This window comes from Vallitaleaceae bacterium 9-2 (genome assembly GCA_038396585.1).
In the GTDB taxonomy this organism is placed as follows: Bacteria; Bacillota; Clostridia; order Lachnospirales; family Vallitaleaceae; genus UBA1351.
Map to the genome: position 1 here is coordinate 2,334,126 of CP121691.1, position 17,794 is coordinate 2,351,919.

19 protein-coding genes are annotated in these 17,794 nt (G+C 32.9%); 9 read left to right on the forward strand and 10 right to left on the reverse strand.

What is annotated here, in order from left to right; all coding sequences use genetic code 11:
- Window positions 1-137: 137 nt before the first annotated feature.
- Window positions 138-698 (reverse strand): TetR/AcrR family transcriptional regulator, encoded by a 561-nt coding sequence (locus QBE53_11000; protein ID WZL80332.1) that lies wholly within the window; start codon window positions 696-698, stop codon window positions 138-140.
- Between the two features lie 186 nt (window positions 699-884).
- On the opposite strand from QBE53_11000, the gene QBE53_11005 reads away from it, so the two are divergent.
- The 3 genes from QBE53_11005 to QBE53_11015 all read left to right on the forward strand — a co-directional run bounded on the left by QBE53_11005 (window position 885) and on the right by QBE53_11015 (window position 3,364).
- Window positions 885-1,475 carry an NAD(P)H-dependent oxidoreductase gene (locus QBE53_11005; GenBank protein ID WZL80333.1) on the forward strand — a complete coding sequence of 197 codons (591 nt, stop codon included), beginning with the start codon at window positions 885-887 and terminating at the stop codon, window positions 1,473-1,475.
- Between the two features lie 123 nt (window positions 1,476-1,598).
- Window positions 1,599-2,036, forward strand: a complete 438-nt coding sequence (locus QBE53_11010; GenBank protein ID WZL80334.1) for a helix-turn-helix domain-containing protein — start codon at window positions 1,599-1,601, stop codon at window positions 2,034-2,036.
- Window positions 2,033-3,364: an MATE family efflux transporter gene (locus QBE53_11015; protein ID WZL80335.1), complete on the forward strand. Its 1,332-nt coding sequence runs from the start codon at window positions 2,033-2,035 to the stop codon at window positions 3,362-3,364. The genes QBE53_11010 and QBE53_11015 overlap by 4 nt, the downstream gene beginning before the upstream one ends.
- Window positions 3,365-3,466: 102 nt before the next feature.
- Here the strand turns inward: QBE53_11015 and QBE53_11020 are convergent, their stop codons facing one another.
- Together QBE53_11020 and QBE53_11025 are read right to left on the reverse strand one after the other, a co-directional pair.
- Window positions 3,467-4,096 carry a sugar O-acetyltransferase gene (locus tag QBE53_11020; GenBank protein WZL80336.1) on the reverse strand — a complete coding sequence of 210 codons (630 nt, stop codon included), beginning with the start codon at window positions 4,094-4,096 and terminating at the stop codon, window positions 3,467-3,469.
- Between the two features lie 26 nt (window positions 4,097-4,122).
- Window positions 4,123-4,743, reverse strand: a complete 621-nt coding sequence (locus QBE53_11025) for a sugar O-acetyltransferase (GenBank protein ID WZL80337.1) — start codon at window positions 4,741-4,743, stop codon at window positions 4,123-4,125.
- Window positions 4,744-5,157: 414 nt separating this feature from the next.
- On the opposite strand from QBE53_11025, the gene QBE53_11030 reads away from it, so the two are divergent.
- Entirely contained in the window at window positions 5,158-6,051 is an 894-nt protein-coding gene (locus QBE53_11030; protein WZL80338.1) for an AraC family transcriptional regulator, read from the forward strand.
- Window positions 6,052-6,274: 223 nt separating this feature from the next.
- Here QBE53_11030 and QBE53_11035 read toward each other — a convergent pair.
- The 6 genes from QBE53_11035 to QBE53_11060 form a co-directional block, all read right to left on the reverse strand.
- A protein-coding gene (locus tag QBE53_11035) for an IS3 family transposase (GenBank protein WZL80339.1) occupies window positions 6,275-7,374 on the reverse strand; the annotation gives its coding sequence in 2 pieces (ribosomal slippage) (window positions 6,275-7,122 and window positions 7,122-7,374; 1,101 coding nt in all).
- A gap of 457 nt (window positions 7,375-7,831) precedes the next feature.
- Window positions 7,832-8,596 carry a hypothetical protein gene (locus QBE53_11040; protein WZL80340.1) on the reverse strand — a complete coding sequence of 255 codons (765 nt, stop codon included), beginning with the start codon at window positions 8,594-8,596 and terminating at the stop codon, window positions 7,832-7,834.
- A gap of 1 nt (window position 8,597) precedes the next feature.
- Window positions 8,598-9,509 carry an ATP-binding cassette domain-containing protein gene (locus QBE53_11045; protein WZL80341.1) on the reverse strand — a complete coding sequence of 304 codons (912 nt, stop codon included), beginning with the start codon at window positions 9,507-9,509 and terminating at the stop codon, window positions 8,598-8,600.
- Window positions 9,493-10,278: a MerR family transcriptional regulator gene (locus tag QBE53_11050; GenBank protein WZL80342.1), complete on the reverse strand. Its 786-nt coding sequence runs from the start codon at window positions 10,276-10,278 to the stop codon at window positions 9,493-9,495. Before QBE53_11050 ends, QBE53_11045 begins: the two co-directional genes overlap by 17 nt.
- Window positions 10,279-10,439: 161 nt before the next feature.
- Complete coding sequence (locus tag QBE53_11055) at window positions 10,440-10,925, reverse strand: DUF4111 domain-containing protein (protein ID WZL80343.1); 486 nt, start codon at window positions 10,923-10,925, stop codon at window positions 10,440-10,442.
- Window positions 10,926-10,978: 53 nt separating this feature from the next.
- Window positions 10,979-11,191: a nucleotidyltransferase domain-containing protein gene (locus QBE53_11060; GenBank protein ID WZL80344.1), complete on the reverse strand. Its 213-nt coding sequence runs from the start codon at window positions 11,189-11,191 to the stop codon at window positions 10,979-10,981.
- A 779-nt stretch (window positions 11,192-11,970) separates the two neighbouring features.
- Between QBE53_11060 and QBE53_11065 the strand changes: the two genes are divergently transcribed.
- From QBE53_11065 to QBE53_11085, 5 genes are all read left to right on the forward strand, one after another.
- Complete coding sequence (locus QBE53_11065) at window positions 11,971-13,182, forward strand: IS256 family transposase (protein WZL80345.1); 1,212 nt, start codon at window positions 11,971-11,973, stop codon at window positions 13,180-13,182.
- Window positions 13,183-13,610: 428 nt separating this feature from the next.
- Window positions 13,611-14,033, forward strand: a complete 423-nt coding sequence (locus tag QBE53_11070; protein ID WZL80346.1) for a sigma-70 family RNA polymerase sigma factor — start codon at window positions 13,611-13,613, stop codon at window positions 14,031-14,033.
- Window position 14,034: 1 nt separating this feature from the next.
- The gene (locus QBE53_11075; GenBank protein ID WZL80347.1) at window positions 14,035-14,265 is read left to right on the forward strand and encodes a helix-turn-helix domain-containing protein; all 231 of its coding nucleotides are present in this window, start codon (window positions 14,035-14,037) and stop codon (window positions 14,263-14,265) included.
- Between the two features lie 492 nt (window positions 14,266-14,757).
- Window positions 14,758-14,958, forward strand: coding sequence for a DUF3173 domain-containing protein (locus tag QBE53_11080; GenBank protein ID WZL80348.1), 201 nt, complete (start codon window positions 14,758-14,760; stop codon window positions 14,956-14,958).
- Between the two features lie 26 nt (window positions 14,959-14,984).
- Window positions 14,985-16,178 (forward strand): tyrosine-type recombinase/integrase, encoded by a 1,194-nt coding sequence (locus QBE53_11085; GenBank protein ID WZL80349.1) that lies wholly within the window; start codon window positions 14,985-14,987, stop codon window positions 16,176-16,178.
- A 67-nt stretch (window positions 16,179-16,245) separates the two neighbouring features.
- On the opposite strand, the gene guaA is transcribed toward QBE53_11085, so the two are convergent.
- The gene (gene guaA / locus QBE53_11090; GenBank protein WZL80350.1) at window positions 16,246-17,781 is read right to left on the reverse strand and encodes a glutamine-hydrolyzing GMP synthase; all 1,536 of its coding nucleotides are present in this window, start codon (window positions 17,779-17,781) and stop codon (window positions 16,246-16,248) included.
- Window positions 17,782-17,794 lie beyond the last annotated feature (13 nt).

Below are 17,794 nucleotides of genomic sequence, written 5' to 3' on the forward strand. Positions count from 1 at the left end.
TTATTTATAAACACCCCGGATATAGTTTATCAGCATTATTTAAAGTTGGCAATTTTTTTATTTCATCTTAAGCATATTTTTTTGAAGCTATTATATTCCTCAAATCCGCTTATGTTATATTTACCTCTAGATGATCGTTAACATGTAAAAAGCTCTACTCCTGTCAACTCCATATATATTTCATTAAGCTCTTTGGGTGTCTCTTGCATCCCTGTCTTTACCCAGCGTTTAATCACACTAACTAAAGCCGATGCATAGAATGTGCCAAGATAGCTATATGCCTTATCTGAAACCGGACAAGACGCATTCAGCTTTTCAGTTAACCCAAGTGCGTCCAACTGATTTTCAAAATCATTAAGTACACTTAGCATATCGTTTTGTTCCAAAAGTTTCAAAAAAGACATATTCTCAGACCATACATCAAAATAAAATGCTCCCATTGTTTTGTAATCAAAACTCCTGTCTTCATCATAGGCCTTTAATCCATTCTCAAAAACTGAAAATATATAATACGTCAACACATCTGTCTTCGTATTAAAATGCGCATAAAAGGTGTTGCGTACAACGCCTGCACTTCGTGTAAGTTCTGATATTGTAATACTTTGAAAAGGTTTTTCTTCCATTAATTTGAACATCGCTTCAACAAGTAAATCAATCGACCTTTTTCCGTTCATATTAACCGGTTTTTGTTTTAACATAAGCACTCCTTATTAGACAAATCTGTTAAAATGTGCGTATTTACACATTCTTGTGAATCTGTGTAAATACTTCTAATTGTATTGACGCATTTATTTTTCCATATTATACTACGTCTATCTTAATTGAGCAAATGCTTAAATTTAAGCAAACGTATATTTTAAATTGATTGCAGAAAGGAGCCTCAAATGAAAACAACTATAATATTATCCCATCCATGGCATGGCAGTTTTAACAAGGCTATTATGGATAGTGTTGTCAACCAATTAGAACAAGCAAAAAAAGCCTATCAAGTTATTGACCTAAATAAAGTAGCCTTTAATCCAGTGCTTGAAGAAAAGGACCTAGCATTATTCTCAAAAGGTGAAACAACAGACCCTATGGTTCAAAAATACCAACATATGCTTATGGAAACTGATGAACTTGTCTTTATCTTTCCAGTCTGGTGGTTTGGCATTCCAGCCATCTTGAAAGGCTTTTTCGATAAAGTTATGTTAAAAGACTTCGCTTATATAGAAGGAAAAACAGGACTAAAAGGTTTACTGACCCATATTAAGCGAACTACTGTCATCACCACATCTGAACTACCTACATGGTACCTCATCTTATTCTCAGGCAACCCAATTAAAGGTACCTTTATACGATCCACTTTACGTGGCATTGGTCTTAAGAAAGTTAAATGGCTCAATAGTGGGATGACAAGTTCAGGTAAAAAAATCACACGTACTAATTTTCTTCATAAAGTCAAGATGCGATTTTCCAGGTATCAATTAGTTTAAAATACAAAATACATAAGACTCACTCCTTTATATAATTGGTCAATAAACTTGACTTTAACTCTAAATTATAATACCATATATTAGTACGATTTAGGACTATTTTATATTGGGAGGGTAACTACGATGAGTAAACAAATTAAACATCAAATAAAAGCTGTTACAACCGCAATGAGCAGGACTAATGAACTTTATGGTTATTGGGCAAAAAAAGAAGGTCTTAATTATAACTCACTTGCGATTTTAGATGCAATAAATACTAGTGAAATTTGCACTCAAAAAAAAATCTGTGATGAGTGGCTAATTCCAAAGCAAACTGTAAACACAATTTGTAAAGAATTATTAGAAAATAGGTATATTTATTTTGAAGAAAACTCAGCCGACAAAAGAAGCAAAATCATCAAACTGACTACTGATGGACAAAATTATGTCGATGGTCTTCTAGGTGGCTTATATCAAATTGAAGAAAAAGTAATGGAAAAGATGGGCAAAGAAATGTGTGAATGGTTTGTTAAATGCACTGAAACATATTACACACTGTTTGAAAGAGAAGTGAAAAAATGAATAGCTCTCTTGCAAAAAAACATTCTTTTTTTTCTTTAATACTATTTACTTTACCAAATATTATAATGATGTTTTTTCTTTCTCTCTATATAATAGTTGATGGAATTTTTATTGCTAGATTTGTTGGTACAACAGCATTATCTGCAGTAAATATGATTTATCCACTTATTAGTCTCCAAATGGCAATTGGCATTATGGTTTCTTCAGGCGGAAGTGCAATCATTGCAAAGAAATTGGGAGAAAAGAAAGCGCACGAAAGTCGGCAGAACTTTTCACTTATAATTGCTGTTATTACATTTGTAGGTATTATTATTGCACTATTAGGTAATTTATTTATTAATCAAATAATTATACTCTTAGGTGCTAATGAAATACAATTTGACCTCTGTAGAACTTATGGACGCATTCTACTAATGTTTTCTCCATTTTTCTTTTTGCAAACAGCATTTCAAGCTTTTTTTGTAACAGCAGGAAAACCAACGATCGGATTAATAGTGACCGTCATTGCAGGTTTCGTTAATATTATACTTGATTATATTTTAATAGTAATATTCCAAATGGGTATAGCTGGGGCTGCCATTGGGACAGGTATTGGGTACTGTATCCCTGCTATCATTGGTCTGTTTTACTTTGGAGTTCTACGTACAAATACACTACATTTTACAAAGCCTACCTTCGATTTAAACGTTTTGTATAAGGCTTGTTCAAATGGAACCTCAGAAATGATTTCAAATTTATCGAACGCCGTAACTACCTTTCTTTTCAATTATGCTTTTATGAAATATTATGACGTAGATGGTGTGGCCGCTATTACGATAGTTTTATATTTTCAATTTGTTTTTACTTCAATCTATTTTGGTTATTCAATGGGTGTAGCTCCTATTATCAGCTTCAAATATGGTTCTGGTGATACTTTACAATTAAAGAAAATATTCAAATTTAGCATTATATTTTTATCTTTTTCTTCTATTTTTGCCTATACAGTATCAACATCCATTCTTGATTCTATTTTAATTATATTCACCCAAAAAGAATCCAACGTATTTGATATAATAACAAATGGATTCCCTATATTTTCAATAACATTTCTATTTATGAGCTTTAATATTTTTACCTCTGCTCTTTTTACTGCCTTTTCTGACGGAAGAATTTCTGGTATTATCTCTTTCTGCAGAACATTTGTTTTTCTAGTAGGTGCTATTCTACTATTGCCTATGTTTTTATCAGAAAAAGGTATATGGTTATCCGTGCCTATTGCAGAAGCATTAGGAATTATTGTTTCCATATTCTTTTTAATAGTAAATAAGAAAAAATACAAATTCTTATAAATCTATAGCTTATTTTATTACAAAAAAGGCTCAAGTGATTTCTCACTTGAGCCTAAAGGGCTAATTGTTCTTTGGTGGCTTATCCTCGACATTTGAATGTATTTAATAAAAATTTTTCATCTTCTCCTCATAATCTTTTAACTGGTTTTTCCATTTTTTCTTGTCTTTTTTTGTTATCTCACGAATTATTCTACACGGATTTCCTGCTGCAATTACATTGCAAGGAATATCTTTTATCACTACTGAACCCGAACCAATTACCACATTATCTCCGATAGTTACTCCTGGATTAATAATAACGTTCCCTCCTATCCAGACATCCGAACCAATTGTAACTGGTTTGGCATATTCAAGCTCCATGTTTCTTACTTCGGCATCAATTGGATGCCCTGCTGTATATATGCTTACATGTGGGGCAAGAAAAACATTATCTCCAAAGATAACATAGTTTTCATCAAGTATTGTTAGGTCTGTATTTGCATAAAAATGTTTTCCAAATTTCACCCTATCACCATGATCAAAGTAAACCGGCGGCGTAAGTATCATATCGTCAGGAGCACTATGGAAACATTTTTTTAATTCTTCAAAGGCAGTTTTGTCATGCCAAAATTCTGATTCATTGAATTTTTTCTGTGCCAAATGTACTCTATCAAAACTGTCACCTCCAACACGATATGGATTATAAAGTTGTTCCGAAATCATTCTTTCCCATTCTTTTTTATTGATGTCCATCTTTCCCTCCAATTTTTTTCTGTAATTTATCTCAAGTTACTTTCTTCATCCAGATCATTTTTTGAAATCTCTCTGCCTTTATAGTAATATTTCATATCACTTTCATTAATCTCGCGGATTACCTTGCAAGGATTCCCTACTGCCACTGAATTTGCAGGAATATCATCAATCACTACACTTCCAGCTCCAATTACAGAATTTTCTCCAATTGTCACCCCCGGACATATTGTAACTCCAGCACCAATCCAGCAATTATCTTTAATTGTAACCTCATCTGCATACATATATTCTCTCATATCTGGATTGATGGGATGTCCAACTGTTGCAATCGTTACTGCAGGTCCAAACATTACTTTCTTTCCTATAAGTATCTTTTCATCATCTACAAAATTACAATTAAAATTGACATAGGACCCCTCTCCAATTTCTATATTATTTCCATAACAACAATAAAATGGCGGTTCAATCCAAGCTTTAATTTCTTTTCCAAACAGATTATTCATATGCTGTTGTCTACTTGGTATATCATCAGGTGTACTTGCATTGAATTTCATCATATTCTTTTTGCATTTAACTCTCTCTTCTGGCAGTCCCTCACAATAATCTGTAAAAAGTTTTCCAGATGTAATTCGCTCTCTCATTGTCATAATCAACATTCCTCCATAACTTGTTTTCTCTTGTTAAATCATTTACCCATTTATATTGTTTATAATACCTATACACGGCTGATAATTTAATCATTTCATCTAGATTTATTATAAAATATAAAACGATTATCGGAACTCTAAATAAAGCACCCCATAATTACGGAAAACATGGCGAAACAACACCCCCATACAATCTTATTTTCTTGCACAGTTGCAATAGTCTACCATTGGAATATCTTCCTTTGTATCTATGAATATAATAGTATCTTTTCTTTATAAACTTATATTCCCTATTTCTATCATGTAATAAGTATGTTATAATTTTAATGCATTAATTTATTTTTTTCAGCCAAAATCATACCACTTTATATAACAATCATGCGCAAACATAATAATTGAGGAGGACTATAACTTATGAATTTGAATGTGCTAAAAGATTCATCTGAAATTATTTATTATAATAATCCATCTATTCCCATTTATGTAAAAAAAAGTAACTTGAGCTCATTCACTCATAAAGAAGCTCTCTGTCACTGGCATGAAGATGTAGAATTTCTAATACCTGTCAAAGGGCACATTTCATATAATATTAATGGTCAAAATATTATTGTAAATAAAGATGAAGCCATCTGGGTCAATTCCAGACAAATGCATTATGGATTTTCCAATGATTACACAGATTGTGATTATATATGTCTTGTGTTTAACCCAAAAACACTATTCACTCTTCTAAGTGTCCAACAACAGTACGTCACTCCAGTTTTAGAATGTAGTATAACTGAGCTGATAATAAAAGCTGACAATGAATTAAGTAGAAATCTTCTTAACTCTATTCGTCAGCTATATCACCTTTATGAATTTGAACCCACTAATATTGAATTAAAAGCAATGAGTCTCCTTTATCAAATCTGGGAATATCTTTTTTTACTATTGAAACCTTATTTCCCTCAGGATCTTTCTAAATATGATTCTAATTTAACCACAATGAAACAAATGTTATCATTTATCTATAATAATTACGATTCCAAAATTTCACTTTCTGATATAGCCATGGCAGCTAATATTGGCAAAAGTAAATGCTGTAAACTATTCAAACAATATTTAAATCACTCTCCAAATCAATATTTAAATTCTTATCGGCTTGATAAAAGCATTCTACTTTTAAGGGATTCCACTTTAACTATTACCGATGTTGCATTTGCATGCGGTTATTCCAATCCAAGCTATTTCTCAGAGATATTTATTAAATTTAAAGGATGTACACCGTCTGAGTACAGGTCAAAGTATAACTCATTGAATATAACTTAAATCATGTAACTCAAGTATTTTATTGGTATTTACTTCCATAAATATTGTGCACCTTCTAACACAATAATCTTTTTCAAAAGTCCACTTGCTTTAACTCTCTTTCCTATTATTAATCTTTCATACTCCTGACCTGCTCCCCAAAATCTAATCCAATATAAATGTTAGTCACTTTATGATTGAGTAGCACCCTTTTTTTGGTCCATATTTAAAGTTAAAATGTTCATTATGAAATCGATTTTTCGTTATGATTTTGGGCAAATTCGGATGGTGTCATGTGTGTTAGTCCAGAGTGAGGTCTGAATTCATTGTAGTCCAATCTCCATGCCTCGATTTTTCCTTTTGCGTCATCTAATGATATGAACCAACTTACATTTAGACATTCGTCTCTAAGGCTCCCGTTAAAGGATTCGATGACTGCATTATCTGTTGGTGTCCCTGGCCTTGAGAATTCGAGTTTGACTTTGTTGAAGTAAGCCCAAGAATCTAATGATCTAGAAATAAACTCCGGGCCATTATCCACTTTGATTTTTTTCGGGAATCCCCTTTCAAGGCATATCTCACTTAACTTAAGTGCAACATGTTCACCCTTGATGGATTTATCAACATGTATTCCCACACATTCTCTGATGAAAGTATCAATGATAGTTAATGCTCTGAACCTTTTTCCGTTAAAAGTCTGATCTGAGACGAAGTCCATTGCCCAGCATTCGTTTATTGCTACAGGTTTATTTTTATCTGGTACCCTAGGAGAACTAATTCTTTTTCGCCCACTTTTGTTTCGAAGATTTAAGCCCTCTTGTTTATAAATACGGTACACTCGCTTATGATTTACTTGCCAGCCTTCACGTTGAAGCAAGACATGGATCCTACGATACCCATACCTAATCCTTGTTGTTGCAATTTCTTTGATTCTCATTCTGAGGAAGGCCTGCTCATCCTTAATGCTACTGTATCTCAGTGTTGAACGATTATGCTTTAAAACTTTACATGCCCTACGCTCACTAACCTGAAAACATACCTGTAGGTAGTGAACTAATTCATTTTTTTCCGCAGGCTTTACAGCTTTTTTGATATGACATCTTGTAGCATTGACTTATCTAGACTTAAATCGGCAACCAATTGTTTGAGCTTTCTATTTTCCTCTTCGAGTTGCTTGAGCCTTTTCATATCACTGGGCAACATACCTTCATATTTTTTCTTCCAACGATAAAAAGTTTGTTGGGTGACTCCAAGTTTTCTGCATACTTCTTCAACTGGAGTACCTAATTCTGCTTGCTTTAGAGCAAAGGCAATTTGTTCTTCTGTGTATCTTGTTTTTTTCATAGATTGGACCACTCCTTTTGTATAATTTTATCACTTTTTTAACATTTAAAGTGGACTAATTTATTGGGGCGAGTTCAAAAAATTTGATTTGGTGATTGAAAAAAATGAGGAGAACTAGGAAGATCGTTAAATAATAAAAAAAGGCTTGCTTCTTATTATAGAGAAACAAGCCTTTTTAAAGTAATATCTACTCTCATAATGAATCTCATTATGTTCAAATAAAATTATAGAGATAACTCCTGTGTTTTCTCGGTTTATCTTAATCAAAAGTTACTTTTAAAAATGAAAAATTATTAGTCGCTATAGATTTAGGTTTAAGATTTAATCTTTCGATAATCAATTTGTCGAAATCAAATATAGAAATACTTAGAATATATCGAGTACCGAAAGAAAAGTATCAAATAATTTTACTAGTTCGGATATTTTGTAAGATAGTTGAAACTATTTTAATACTTTTTTAAAAATCCGTCTCATTAAATTTTTTGAATCCGAATATCAGTGGTACTAATAACCAAAATAAAAGAACCAAAATGCTAAATAAAATAGTATTATCTAAATTAAACATCCCTATTTTGATTAATGTACTTAATGATTTTTCAGGAAGGAACGATAAAAACAAATCTGAAAACCCTTCAGGAAATAGCTTAACCAGAGCAGGAATAAACATTATTCCTAATGAAAAAGTAATTCCGCCAGAAACTGATTGGAAATAAAACGACCCAGTTGCACTAAGAATACTATAGAATATAACCATAAATAGTGTTCCTATTAGTTTACTAAGTACAGTTTGATGAAATAAAGGTATTGTTTGCATTTCGTACATAGATAAAACTAATTGGTCTAGTCCTAAAATAGTCAAAATCAATATAACGCCTACTCCTATACTTAATAGTAATACAAATAAAATTTTAGACAAATAAAACTTATGGCGAAGTGGGGTTATTGCTAAAGACGTGTAAACTTGTTCAGTAGTAAATTCTTTAGCAATAAAGTTCGCAAAAAATATAACAAGCATAATTGTTACTACATCCATTCCTAATAAAGATACATCCAATAATTCTATTGATGATAAATCTATAATCTGTTTCTTTTGAGTAACATTTAAAGTAAATAAAAAAGTTAAACTAAAAAAAATACTTAATACTCCTAAAATTATTACGTAATTTCTATTTTTCTTTAAATTAAATGTTTTTTTAAAATCTGCTTTAATCAAATATCTCATTTTATATCTCCTTTTGTTCTGAAATGTAATCTACTTTACCTTCCGTAATATCAATAAAAAATTCTTCTAATGTTGGTTGTACATCCTTGAGTTGATAGAGTATTTGATGATTCTTACTTGCTAATGAACCAATAAGTCGTGAATCCAGTCCTCTAACCTCTAATCCTTCCAAACGTCTAATTGTATTTCCACCGTTTAATTTTAGAACTTTTTCCATCTCTTCTAAATTTTCAGCTTCAACATAGCTATAAGTAGTTAAAGTTTTTTCATTTAACTCGTCTATACTCATATTAGCAAGCAACTTTCCACGAGCAATAATAATTACTCTATCTGCTACTGCTTGGATTTCGCCCATAAGGTGGCTAGAAACAATCACCGTTTTCCCTTCAGATGATAACTTCTTGAGTAGTCTGCGAATCCAATGAATTCCATCAACATCCAAACCATTAAAAGGCTCATCAAGAATCACAACATCAGGATCATTAATCAATGCTGTGGCGATCCCTAATCTTTGCTTCATGCCTAACGAATAGGTTTTAACTTTATTGTCTTTAACACTTTCTAGTCCTGTCATTTTTAAAACCTCGTAAATTCTTTTTTGACTAATATTTGCAGCTATTGAAAAAAAATACAAATGCTGTTTAGCAGTTAAATCTACATCTATTGTTGCAGGATCTATCAAAGTTCCAATTTTTTTAGTCGGGTTTTTATATGATTTATAATCGTTATCATCAACCGAAATATCTCCTGAAGTAGGATGAACTAAAGAAATTATCATTTTCATTGTTGTAGATTTCCCAGATCCATTAGGTCCCAAAAAACCTGTTACTACTCCTGGTGTAAATGTTATATTTAAATTATTTACTGCAGTTTTATTTTTATATTTTTTAGTTAGATTATTTAATCGTATCATTTATTTTATTCCTCACTTTACTATAATATCCATAGGCCTCATCAATAAATTCGTTACAATAATTGTATAGAAGTAAATCTTCTTCTGGCCATTCATTACTTTTACTTAATCCATCAGCAAAAACATTTCCCATTGCATGCTCTTTACTGCTAGCTAATGAAATGAAATTAGACCATTTTTCACCTAATTCATAAATTTGTTGACTATCAATAGAAACATTACTACTCTTCAAAAATACTGCCTCTAAAATTAGTTTTTTCCACAGCCAGTAAATTTCGATCATTTCTTTTATTCTCGAATCGTTGTCCTTAAATGAATCTATTACTTCTTTACTATAATTTACTTCAGAGTGTTCAAGTATCGTTTGTTTGTTTAATTTCAATGTTAACTCAATCATTATATCTAAATCAAGGTCAACATTATTTGAAGCAATAATTGAAGTCACAGCTTCGATTATTGCTATATTCATTTTAATTTCCATTTCTTTTTGAAAAAGAATATCTGATTGCCTTTTTAATAGTTTTATAACATCTTCCTTATTGTCAATATCAGAAAGATGATTTTTTATAATATTTAAAGGAACACCTAACTTTTTGTAAAATAATATCTGCTGAAGTTTTATTAAGTCTTTTTTAGTATAGTATCTTTTTTTGCTACTTTCTTGTCTATTCGCCTTTAATAAACCTATTTTATCGTAATATTGAATTGCTCTAATGGTAGTGCCTGAAATTTCAGCTAATTCTCCTACAAAATAAATTTTTTCAGTCATAGTATAACCTCCTTATCATTATTAAAACATATTACGTCGCGTCATATGCAAGGGTTTATTGTTTTCTAAAATATGATTACCAATTAGAATGAATATTTCCCAAATATTCAATAATAAAACAAAAAAATTGAAAAAAGTGTTTCCACCATTTTTCAATTTTTTTATAATTTTTTTAATCTGTTATTTAAATAGTTTATAGTTAAATTTACATTTTCATTAGTCCATTCAATATTCTCTCCAAGATAACTACGAACTGCTAACAAAATTCTCTCCCTATGTTCTAATGGAGAAGATTCAGCCACTGCATTTCCCGCAATATCTTTTGGTATGATTTTACCCGTGTCCATAGTTAAAATCATACGGCATAAAGTTAATATAGAGTTGGTTTCATCATCCTGATAATTATCTATTAATTCCTCTGACGAATCCATAATGGCTCTTCTCACATCAGAAAATGGAATATCAGGTAGTAATTCCTCTAAGTCATAATTTCCGTATATTCTTGTATTTTTTCGTTTTGCTTGGTAAAGCATTATGGTTAAATCTGAATTTAATTCCTTCTGAGGAATGTATCCTTGTTCATAAAGCTCTTGTAACCATTCTCCATAAATAAATTCTTGTTTGGGAGGATGATTCCACGGTACCATTTCTTGCTGAATAATAATTGTTAATTCAATATATCGTAAGTTGCTTTTATCTCCTATTTTTTTGAAATAGGTCTAATTTTTTGTATAAGTATTTCTTTACTTTGATCTGTCAATGGTTCAGATACGACGACTAAAAAGTCAAGATCACTATTTGGTTTTAGTCCACTCTCAACTCCTGATCCAAACATGTAAGTACCAATAAGGTTATTTTTTAAATGTTTCCGAAGTATTTTTTTCACTTTATTAATTTGTTCGTATGTATTCAAATATATCCTCCTCACTATTTTGATTAGTACCTATTTTATATCCATAGTTGTTAATTAAATAAACTTAATTTAGTTTATTTATAGATTTCATTGGCTTCTAAATTTTTTATCTAGATAATAATTATTTTAGTTAATTTTATTCTAGATTATATATGATATGATCTTTCATTTCCATAAAACTAAAGTAAGTGTAAACCTATTCATTGTTTTAAAAATATCTCTTGCCAGTCACGTTACGTTATTAGTTATAGTTATTATAACATGTATTCACGAACGAAAATCGATGAAAAAATTAATTATTAAGGGTTCCAAAGAAATCAAAAGAATAAAAAATATCCATATTATTATTAAATCTCAAATTTTTGCTAACAGATCATTATAAAAGTACTACCACTGGTAATAAAAAATGTAATTCAGTAGGCCTTTTTATGAAAAAAAGTATTAATTACTTTAAAATGGCGGTTTAAAAGTCATCATTTTTATGTTATCTAACTTTTGATAGAAAAGTAATTTCTTTAAGATATTAGTATTTAAATGGCGACTATTGGAGGTTAAGTTGCCATGAAATATACTAATTATTTTCAATTCTTTCTTAGTGTTATTATTAAAAACAATTATCTATCATTTATAGATAAATATAACTATCAACGTGAATTCTCGTGTCAAATTGATAAAGTCCGTATAATGGTGTAAAAAGAAAATTCAAAAATAATGAGCCAAGTGCTCATCCTCGGTTATAATAAAATCACCACAATAATACAAAATCGAGGAGAAAACAAATGGCTCAATTAAATATTACACTGGACACAGAACTTTTGCACGGACTTTTTAAAAAAGATACCAAAGATGAAGCTTTTTCTAAACTCTTAGAAGCAATCCTTAACCAGGTGCTTCTTGCACAGTCCTCTGAACAACTGGGCGCCGAACCTTACGAACGGTCTGATGACCGTATCGCTTATCGTAATGGCTTCAGAGATAGGGATTTAACTACCCGTATTGGAACGATTACTTTACGAGTTCCGCGTCATAGAAACGGAAATTTTAGCACTACTATGTTTCAGCGTTACCAACGTAGTGAACAAGCTCTGGTTCTTGCGATGATTGAAATGGTCATCAATGGTGTATCAACAAGAAAGATTGAGAATATCACCGAAGAATTGTGTGGTAAGTCTTTCTCAAAATCAACAGTATCTAAACTTTGTGAACACTTGGATCCCATTGTTAATAAGTTTAAATCCAGACCGCTTGAAAAGCATTACCCTTTCGTTATCGTTAATGCTTTATACCTCAAGGTACGTGACGACGGAAGAGTTCGTTCGAAAGGCCTACTCATTGCAACAGCTGTAAACGAAACTGGTAACCGTGAAGTTATTGGCTTTCAAATGGCTGATACAGAATCAGAAAGCAGCTGGGGAGAATTCTTCTCTTCCCTTAAACAACGCGGATTATCCAATGTAGATCTTGTTGTTTCAGATAACCATAAAGGCCTTGTTAATGCAATAAAGAAACATTTTCAAGGTACGGCTTGGCAACGTTGTCAAACACACTTCGCAAGAAATGTACTTGATAAAGCTCCCAAGAAGCAACAGCCTCAGCTGAAGCAGCATTTGAAAAGTATTTACAATGCTATAAGCCTTCAAGAAGCAAGACGGCTAATGAAGGAAACACTTCAAACCTTTGAAGAAAAAGCACCTAAATCCATGATTGTTCTGGAAGAAGGCTTTGATGATATCATGGCGGTTATGGAACTTCCTGAAAAGTACCGTAAAAGACTCAGAACAAGTAATAGTATCGAACGTCTCAACGAAGAAATAAGACGGCGAGACCGTGTTATTCGTATTTATCCAAATGAAGCTTCTGCCATAAGATTAATTGGCGCTTTACTTATAGAGCAAGATGAAAAATGGTCATCCGGCAGAAAATACTTGGATATGGATGAATATTATGCACATATCAACGAACAAACAGAAACTAAGGAAGATGCTGCATAGTTCGCATTTATTCCACGGTATTGTTGACAGCGAGCCTCTAACTGCCATGGTAAAAAGCATCAGAAGCATCCCCTTTTGTGCTACGAGAGTGGACAGGTCAAGAGGAATGCTTGGCAAGATAGCCTACCATGTCAGCACTCACTGTAAACACCCTTTCGCGGCATAAACGCTGTTTTACATAAATTTCAACGTAACCCGAGGGAATTTACACACAAATATGGACTTGACTTGTCAAATTGAAAGAAATAATAAAGCATGTAAACAGATAAATCAATCTGCTTACGTGCTTTTTTTGTTGTTAAATCATTTATTTCAAAGATTTTCAACTATTTATGCAACAAATCCCTCTATCCTGTCGGGACTAAGTGTGAAGGGAGATAGAGATACAAGCTCACTTCCTTTTACGACAAGAAAGGGGGTGAGAAGCTATGAAGCCATCTAATTTCCAAACCACAATCGAGAATCAGTTTGATTATATTTGTAAACGAGCTATGGAAGATGAACGAAAAGATTATTATAAATATCTTTCCAGACTTTCAAAACATGAGATTTCATTTTCAGATGTAGGAGATCATATTGTCAGTCAATTTTTCACACTAGATAACAGAAACGAGACAACGGATTTTCAAATTTGTACACTCAATGGGATAATCGTAGGTATAGAACATGACTTATTGAGTGAAGCATTACGTGAGTTGCCAGAAAGGAAACGTGAAATTCTACTGATGTATTATTTTATGGACATGAGTGATTCTGAAATTGCTGAATTATTGAAATTAAATCGCTCCACAGTTTATAGACATAGGACAAGCGGACTAGATTACATTAAGAAATTTATGGAGGAAGAATAAAATGAGAAAAGCTTATCAGATGATTCCTTTTTCCTTAATTGTAAAGGCCACAGGTGGCGATACAGAAGCACTCAATCATATTCTAAAGTATTATAAGGGTTATATTGCTAAACGTTCCCTACGCCTAGTGAAAGACGAATACGGACATCAAAGTATGGTCGTTGATGAAGTCTTACGAGGAAGAATGGAAACAAGACTGATTACAAAGATTTTAGCATTTGAAATTAAATAATACCCATTCTCTTTTCGTGGAAGTGTGCTATTAAGTTCCACGCTTCCCGAGTAGAGAGGGTTTGTTACTCAATCAAAACATATTGCTTTTTCAGTATGTTTTGATAGGCTAACGAGCCATAGTTCTTTGACAACTTAATAAAGTAATCGAATACATTTCGATAAGAAAAAAGCCAACGGACTAATACGCCATGACCTATCAAGATAGCGAGCGGTTCATGTTAGTGATCCGTGAGCAATCTTTTGCAGGATTGTGGCCATGACTTTCTTATCGTGATAATGATACTCCCGTATAGCCACAGTCCGAGCGTTAAAAGCGTCGCAGGCAATGGGTGCGGCTACATGAGAACCATGCAGGGGTAAAATTCCCGTGAGCTTTGCTAAAGCTGTTCGATTACTCGGGTTATTTTTATAACTACATTATTATAAAATCTTTGATATAATTATAGGTGAATATTGGATTTTTCCTAGCCTATAATGGAAAGGAGTATTTATGGTAACAATCACTAAAAAAGACTTAATTGAGCTAGGATATGGAACTTCTTTTTCGGCTGATATTATAAAAAAAGCAAAAGAATTAATGATTACTAAAGGACATTCTTACTATGAATCCAGAAAATTGGATAGAGTCCCTCGTGAAGCTGTAGAAGAAATTCTTGGAATTAAGTTTTCAAATGAAAACATGTCTGATTAGTTTTTGCACGGTAAGGAGTAAAAACTATGGCTAAAGACCCAATTAAAAAAGCAAAGAATGGAACATATTATTTTCGTGCAAATTTAGGTTACGATTTCACGGGAAAAAAGATACAGAAATATCGTAGTGGTTTCACTACTAAAAAAGAAGCAAGAGAAGAGTACTCAAAGCTAATTCTAATGAAACCAGAAGAATTGAGCGAAACTAAAGATAAAATGATGTTTGAAGATTACATTTTAGAAATATTTCTTCCTTGGTATAAAACGCAAGTAAAACTAAGAACTTATGAGAATCGCTTACCAAGTGTTAATAAGCATTTTCCTTACTTTTACAAAATGGCCGTTTCTGATATTAAACCAATTCACGTACAGAATTGGCAATTGAAACTATCAAAGAATCTCAAATCTTCCTATGTAAGAGCGGTTCAAGGGCTATTTTCCATTGCTATGGATAGAGCAATTGTACTAGGTATTACAACAACCAACCCGTCTAAAATTATAGGTAATGTAAAAAAACAAAAACCCAAGATAGAATTTTGGACAAAAGAAGAATTTGAAAAGATAATTTCTTTGATTTATAAAGAAGATTACTACCAACATTTTCTTTTTATTTCTCTATGGTTCTTGTTTATGACAGGAATGAGAATTGGTGAAGCTACTGCCATCCAGTGGGAAGATATTGATTTTGATTCAGGAGTACTGACTATCAATAAAAATCTTTACTATAAAAATCAAACAAATTATCGTTTTGTTGAACCGAAAACAAAGTCAAGTGTCCACAGTATTGTATTAGATGAGGGTACTTTAAATTTCTTATCAGAATGGAAGAATATCCAGCAAAACTTAATCAAAACAAACTTTGTAATGACTTATAATGGTATTCCTACACAGAAACATACTCTCTCTCATGCAATTGACCGATATGCTAAATTGGCAGGTGTTCATAGAATCACAATTCACGGATTGCGTCACTCCCACGCTTCATTATTAATCAGTATGGGAGAAAATCCTCTTATCATTAAAGATCGTTTAGGACATGAAGATATTCAAACGACATTAGGAACTTATGAACATCTTTATCCTAACAGTAATTTTGAAGTAGCGAATAAGTTAAATGGAGTTATTACCTTTAAAGAAGCAAAGCAAAACTATGATTCTTCTCCTAAAAATCAATTTACTGTAGATTATATAAGGAATAAAAAAATTAAAATAGTGCAATGAGAGTGCAGTTTTTAAAAAGCAAAAGCTCCAAACCCTTGTTATATAAGGGTTTGAAGCTCTCCTGTAACTATTCCCACTCGATAGTAGCTGGTGGCTTACTCGTAATATCATAGCAGATTCGATTGACATGGTCGACTTCATTAACGATACGATTACTTACTTTCGCAAGGATGTCGTAAGGTATTCTGGACCAGTCTGCTGTCATAAAGTCTGAGGTATCAACGGAACGTAAGGCTACAGTATAGCTATATGTACGTTCATCCCCCATAACTCCAACGCTTCGAAGGTTGGTTAATACGGCAAAGTATTGGCCTAAACCGGATGCGATGCCTGCTTTTTTAACTTCTTCTCTAAAGATATAGTCCGCTTCACGAAGAATATCAAGCTTATCTTTACTCACAGGACCGATGACACGAATCGCAAGTCCCGGACCTGGGAACGGCTGACGTGCAACTAGGAATTCAGGAATACCAAGGGCACGACCGACATTACGGACTTCATCTTTGAAAAGGTCACGTAAAGGCTCAATGATTTCTTTAAAATCAACGTGCTCAGGTAGTCCACCTACATTGTGGTGGCTCTTGATAACGGCAGCGTCTTTGGTTCCGCTTTCGATTACGTCCGGATAGATAGTTCCTTGGACAAGGAAGTCTACTGTTCCTATTTTTTTCGCTTCCGCTTCAAAGACACGGATGAATTCTTCACCGATAATCTTACGTTTTTTCTCTGGGTCATCAACACCAGCTAACTTGCCTAAGAATTGGTCTTCGCAGTTAACACGGATGATGTTCATGTCAAATTCTTCGCCAAAGACACGTTCCACATCATCTCCTTCGTTTTTACGAAGTAATCCGTGGTCTACAAAGATACAGGTTAATTGTTTTCCAACGGCTCGATGAATAAGCACAGCTGCTACGGAGGAGTCTACACCGCCTGAAAGTGCCAATAAGACTTTTTTATCGCCGATTTTTTCACGTAGCTTTGCAACTTGTTCTTCTGCAAAATCGCTCATGATCCAGTCCTGGCTACATCCGCAGACATCTACCAAGAAGTTCACAAGCATCTTTTGCCCTTCTGGCGTGTGGTTAACTTCTGGATGGAATTGAACTCCATAAAGCTTTTTCTCTTCATTAGCCATCGCTGCTACCGGACATGTATCAGTCTTAGCAGTAACAACAAAGCCTTCTGGTGGGTTGCTTACAAAGTATGTATGGCTCATCCAAGATGTCGTTTCCTTAGATACGTTTTTGAAAAGTATATGGTTGGTATCCACTTCCATATCTGTTTTACCGTATTCACGTTGTGGAGCTTTGGCTACTTCCGCTCCCAATGTATATCCCATCAATTGAGATCCATAGCAGATACCAAGGATTGGAATTTCTAAGTCAAAAATCTTAGGGTCAATCTTAGGTGCGCTTTCTTCATATACCACGCTAGGTCCTCCGGTAAAAATAATCCCCTTCGGATTGCGCGCTACAATTTCTTCAATAGGTGTCTCATAATGCATAACTTCTGCATACACATTTGCTTCACGTACACGTCTAGCAATTAACTGATTATATTGTCCACCAAAGTCTAAAACAATGACTAACTCATGATTCATGGATCAACCTCCT

Bases quoted from the DNA above. Each gene is read 5' to 3' on its own strand.
- QBE53_11080 (WZL80348.1), top strand. From the start codon at position 14,758: ATGGTAACAATCACTAAAAAAGACTTAATTGAGCTAGGATATGGAACT.
- QBE53_11000 (WZL80332.1), bottom strand. From the start codon at position 698: ATGTTAAAACAAAAACCGGTTAATATGAACGGAAAAAGGTCGATTGAT.
- QBE53_11055 (WZL80343.1), bottom strand. From the start codon at position 10,925: ATGGTACCGTGGAATCATCCTCCCAAACAAGAATTTATTTATGGAGAA.
- QBE53_11010 (WZL80334.1), top strand. From the start codon at position 1,599: ATGAGTAAACAAATTAAACATCAAATAAAAGCTGTTACAACCGCAATG.
- QBE53_11050 (WZL80342.1), bottom strand. From the start codon at position 10,278: ATGACTGAAAAAATTTATTTTGTAGGAGAATTAGCTGAAATTTCAGGC.
- QBE53_11020 (WZL80336.1), bottom strand. From the start codon at position 4,096: ATGGACATCAATAAAAAAGAATGGGAAAGAATGATTTCGGAACAACTT.
- QBE53_11040 (WZL80340.1), bottom strand. From the start codon at position 8,596: ATGAGATATTTGATTAAAGCAGATTTTAAAAAAACATTTAATTTAAAG.
- QBE53_11025 (WZL80337.1), bottom strand. From the start codon at position 4,743: ATGACAATGAGAGAGCGAATTACATCTGGAAAACTTTTTACAGATTAT.
- QBE53_11045 (WZL80341.1), bottom strand. From the start codon at position 9,509: ATGATACGATTAAATAATCTAACTAAAAAATATAAAAATAAAACTGCA.
- QBE53_11030 (WZL80338.1), top strand. From the start codon at position 5,158: ATGAATTTGAATGTGCTAAAAGATTCATCTGAAATTATTTATTATAAT.
- QBE53_11070 (WZL80346.1), top strand. From the start codon at position 13,611: ATGAAGCCATCTAATTTCCAAACCACAATCGAGAATCAGTTTGATTAT.
- QBE53_11015 (WZL80335.1), top strand. From the start codon at position 2,033: ATGAATAGCTCTCTTGCAAAAAAACATTCTTTTTTTTCTTTAATACTA.
- QBE53_11065 (WZL80345.1), top strand. From the start codon at position 11,971: ATGGCTCAATTAAATATTACACTGGACACAGAACTTTTGCACGGACTT.
- QBE53_11085 (WZL80349.1), top strand. From the start codon at position 14,985: ATGGCTAAAGACCCAATTAAAAAAGCAAAGAATGGAACATATTATTTT.
- guaA (WZL80350.1), bottom strand. From the start codon at position 17,781: ATGAATCATGAGTTAGTCATTGTTTTAGACTTTGGTGGACAATATAAT.
- QBE53_11005 (WZL80333.1), top strand. From the start codon at position 885: ATGAAAACAACTATAATATTATCCCATCCATGGCATGGCAGTTTTAAC.
- QBE53_11075 (WZL80347.1), top strand. From the start codon at position 14,035: ATGAGAAAAGCTTATCAGATGATTCCTTTTTCCTTAATTGTAAAGGCC.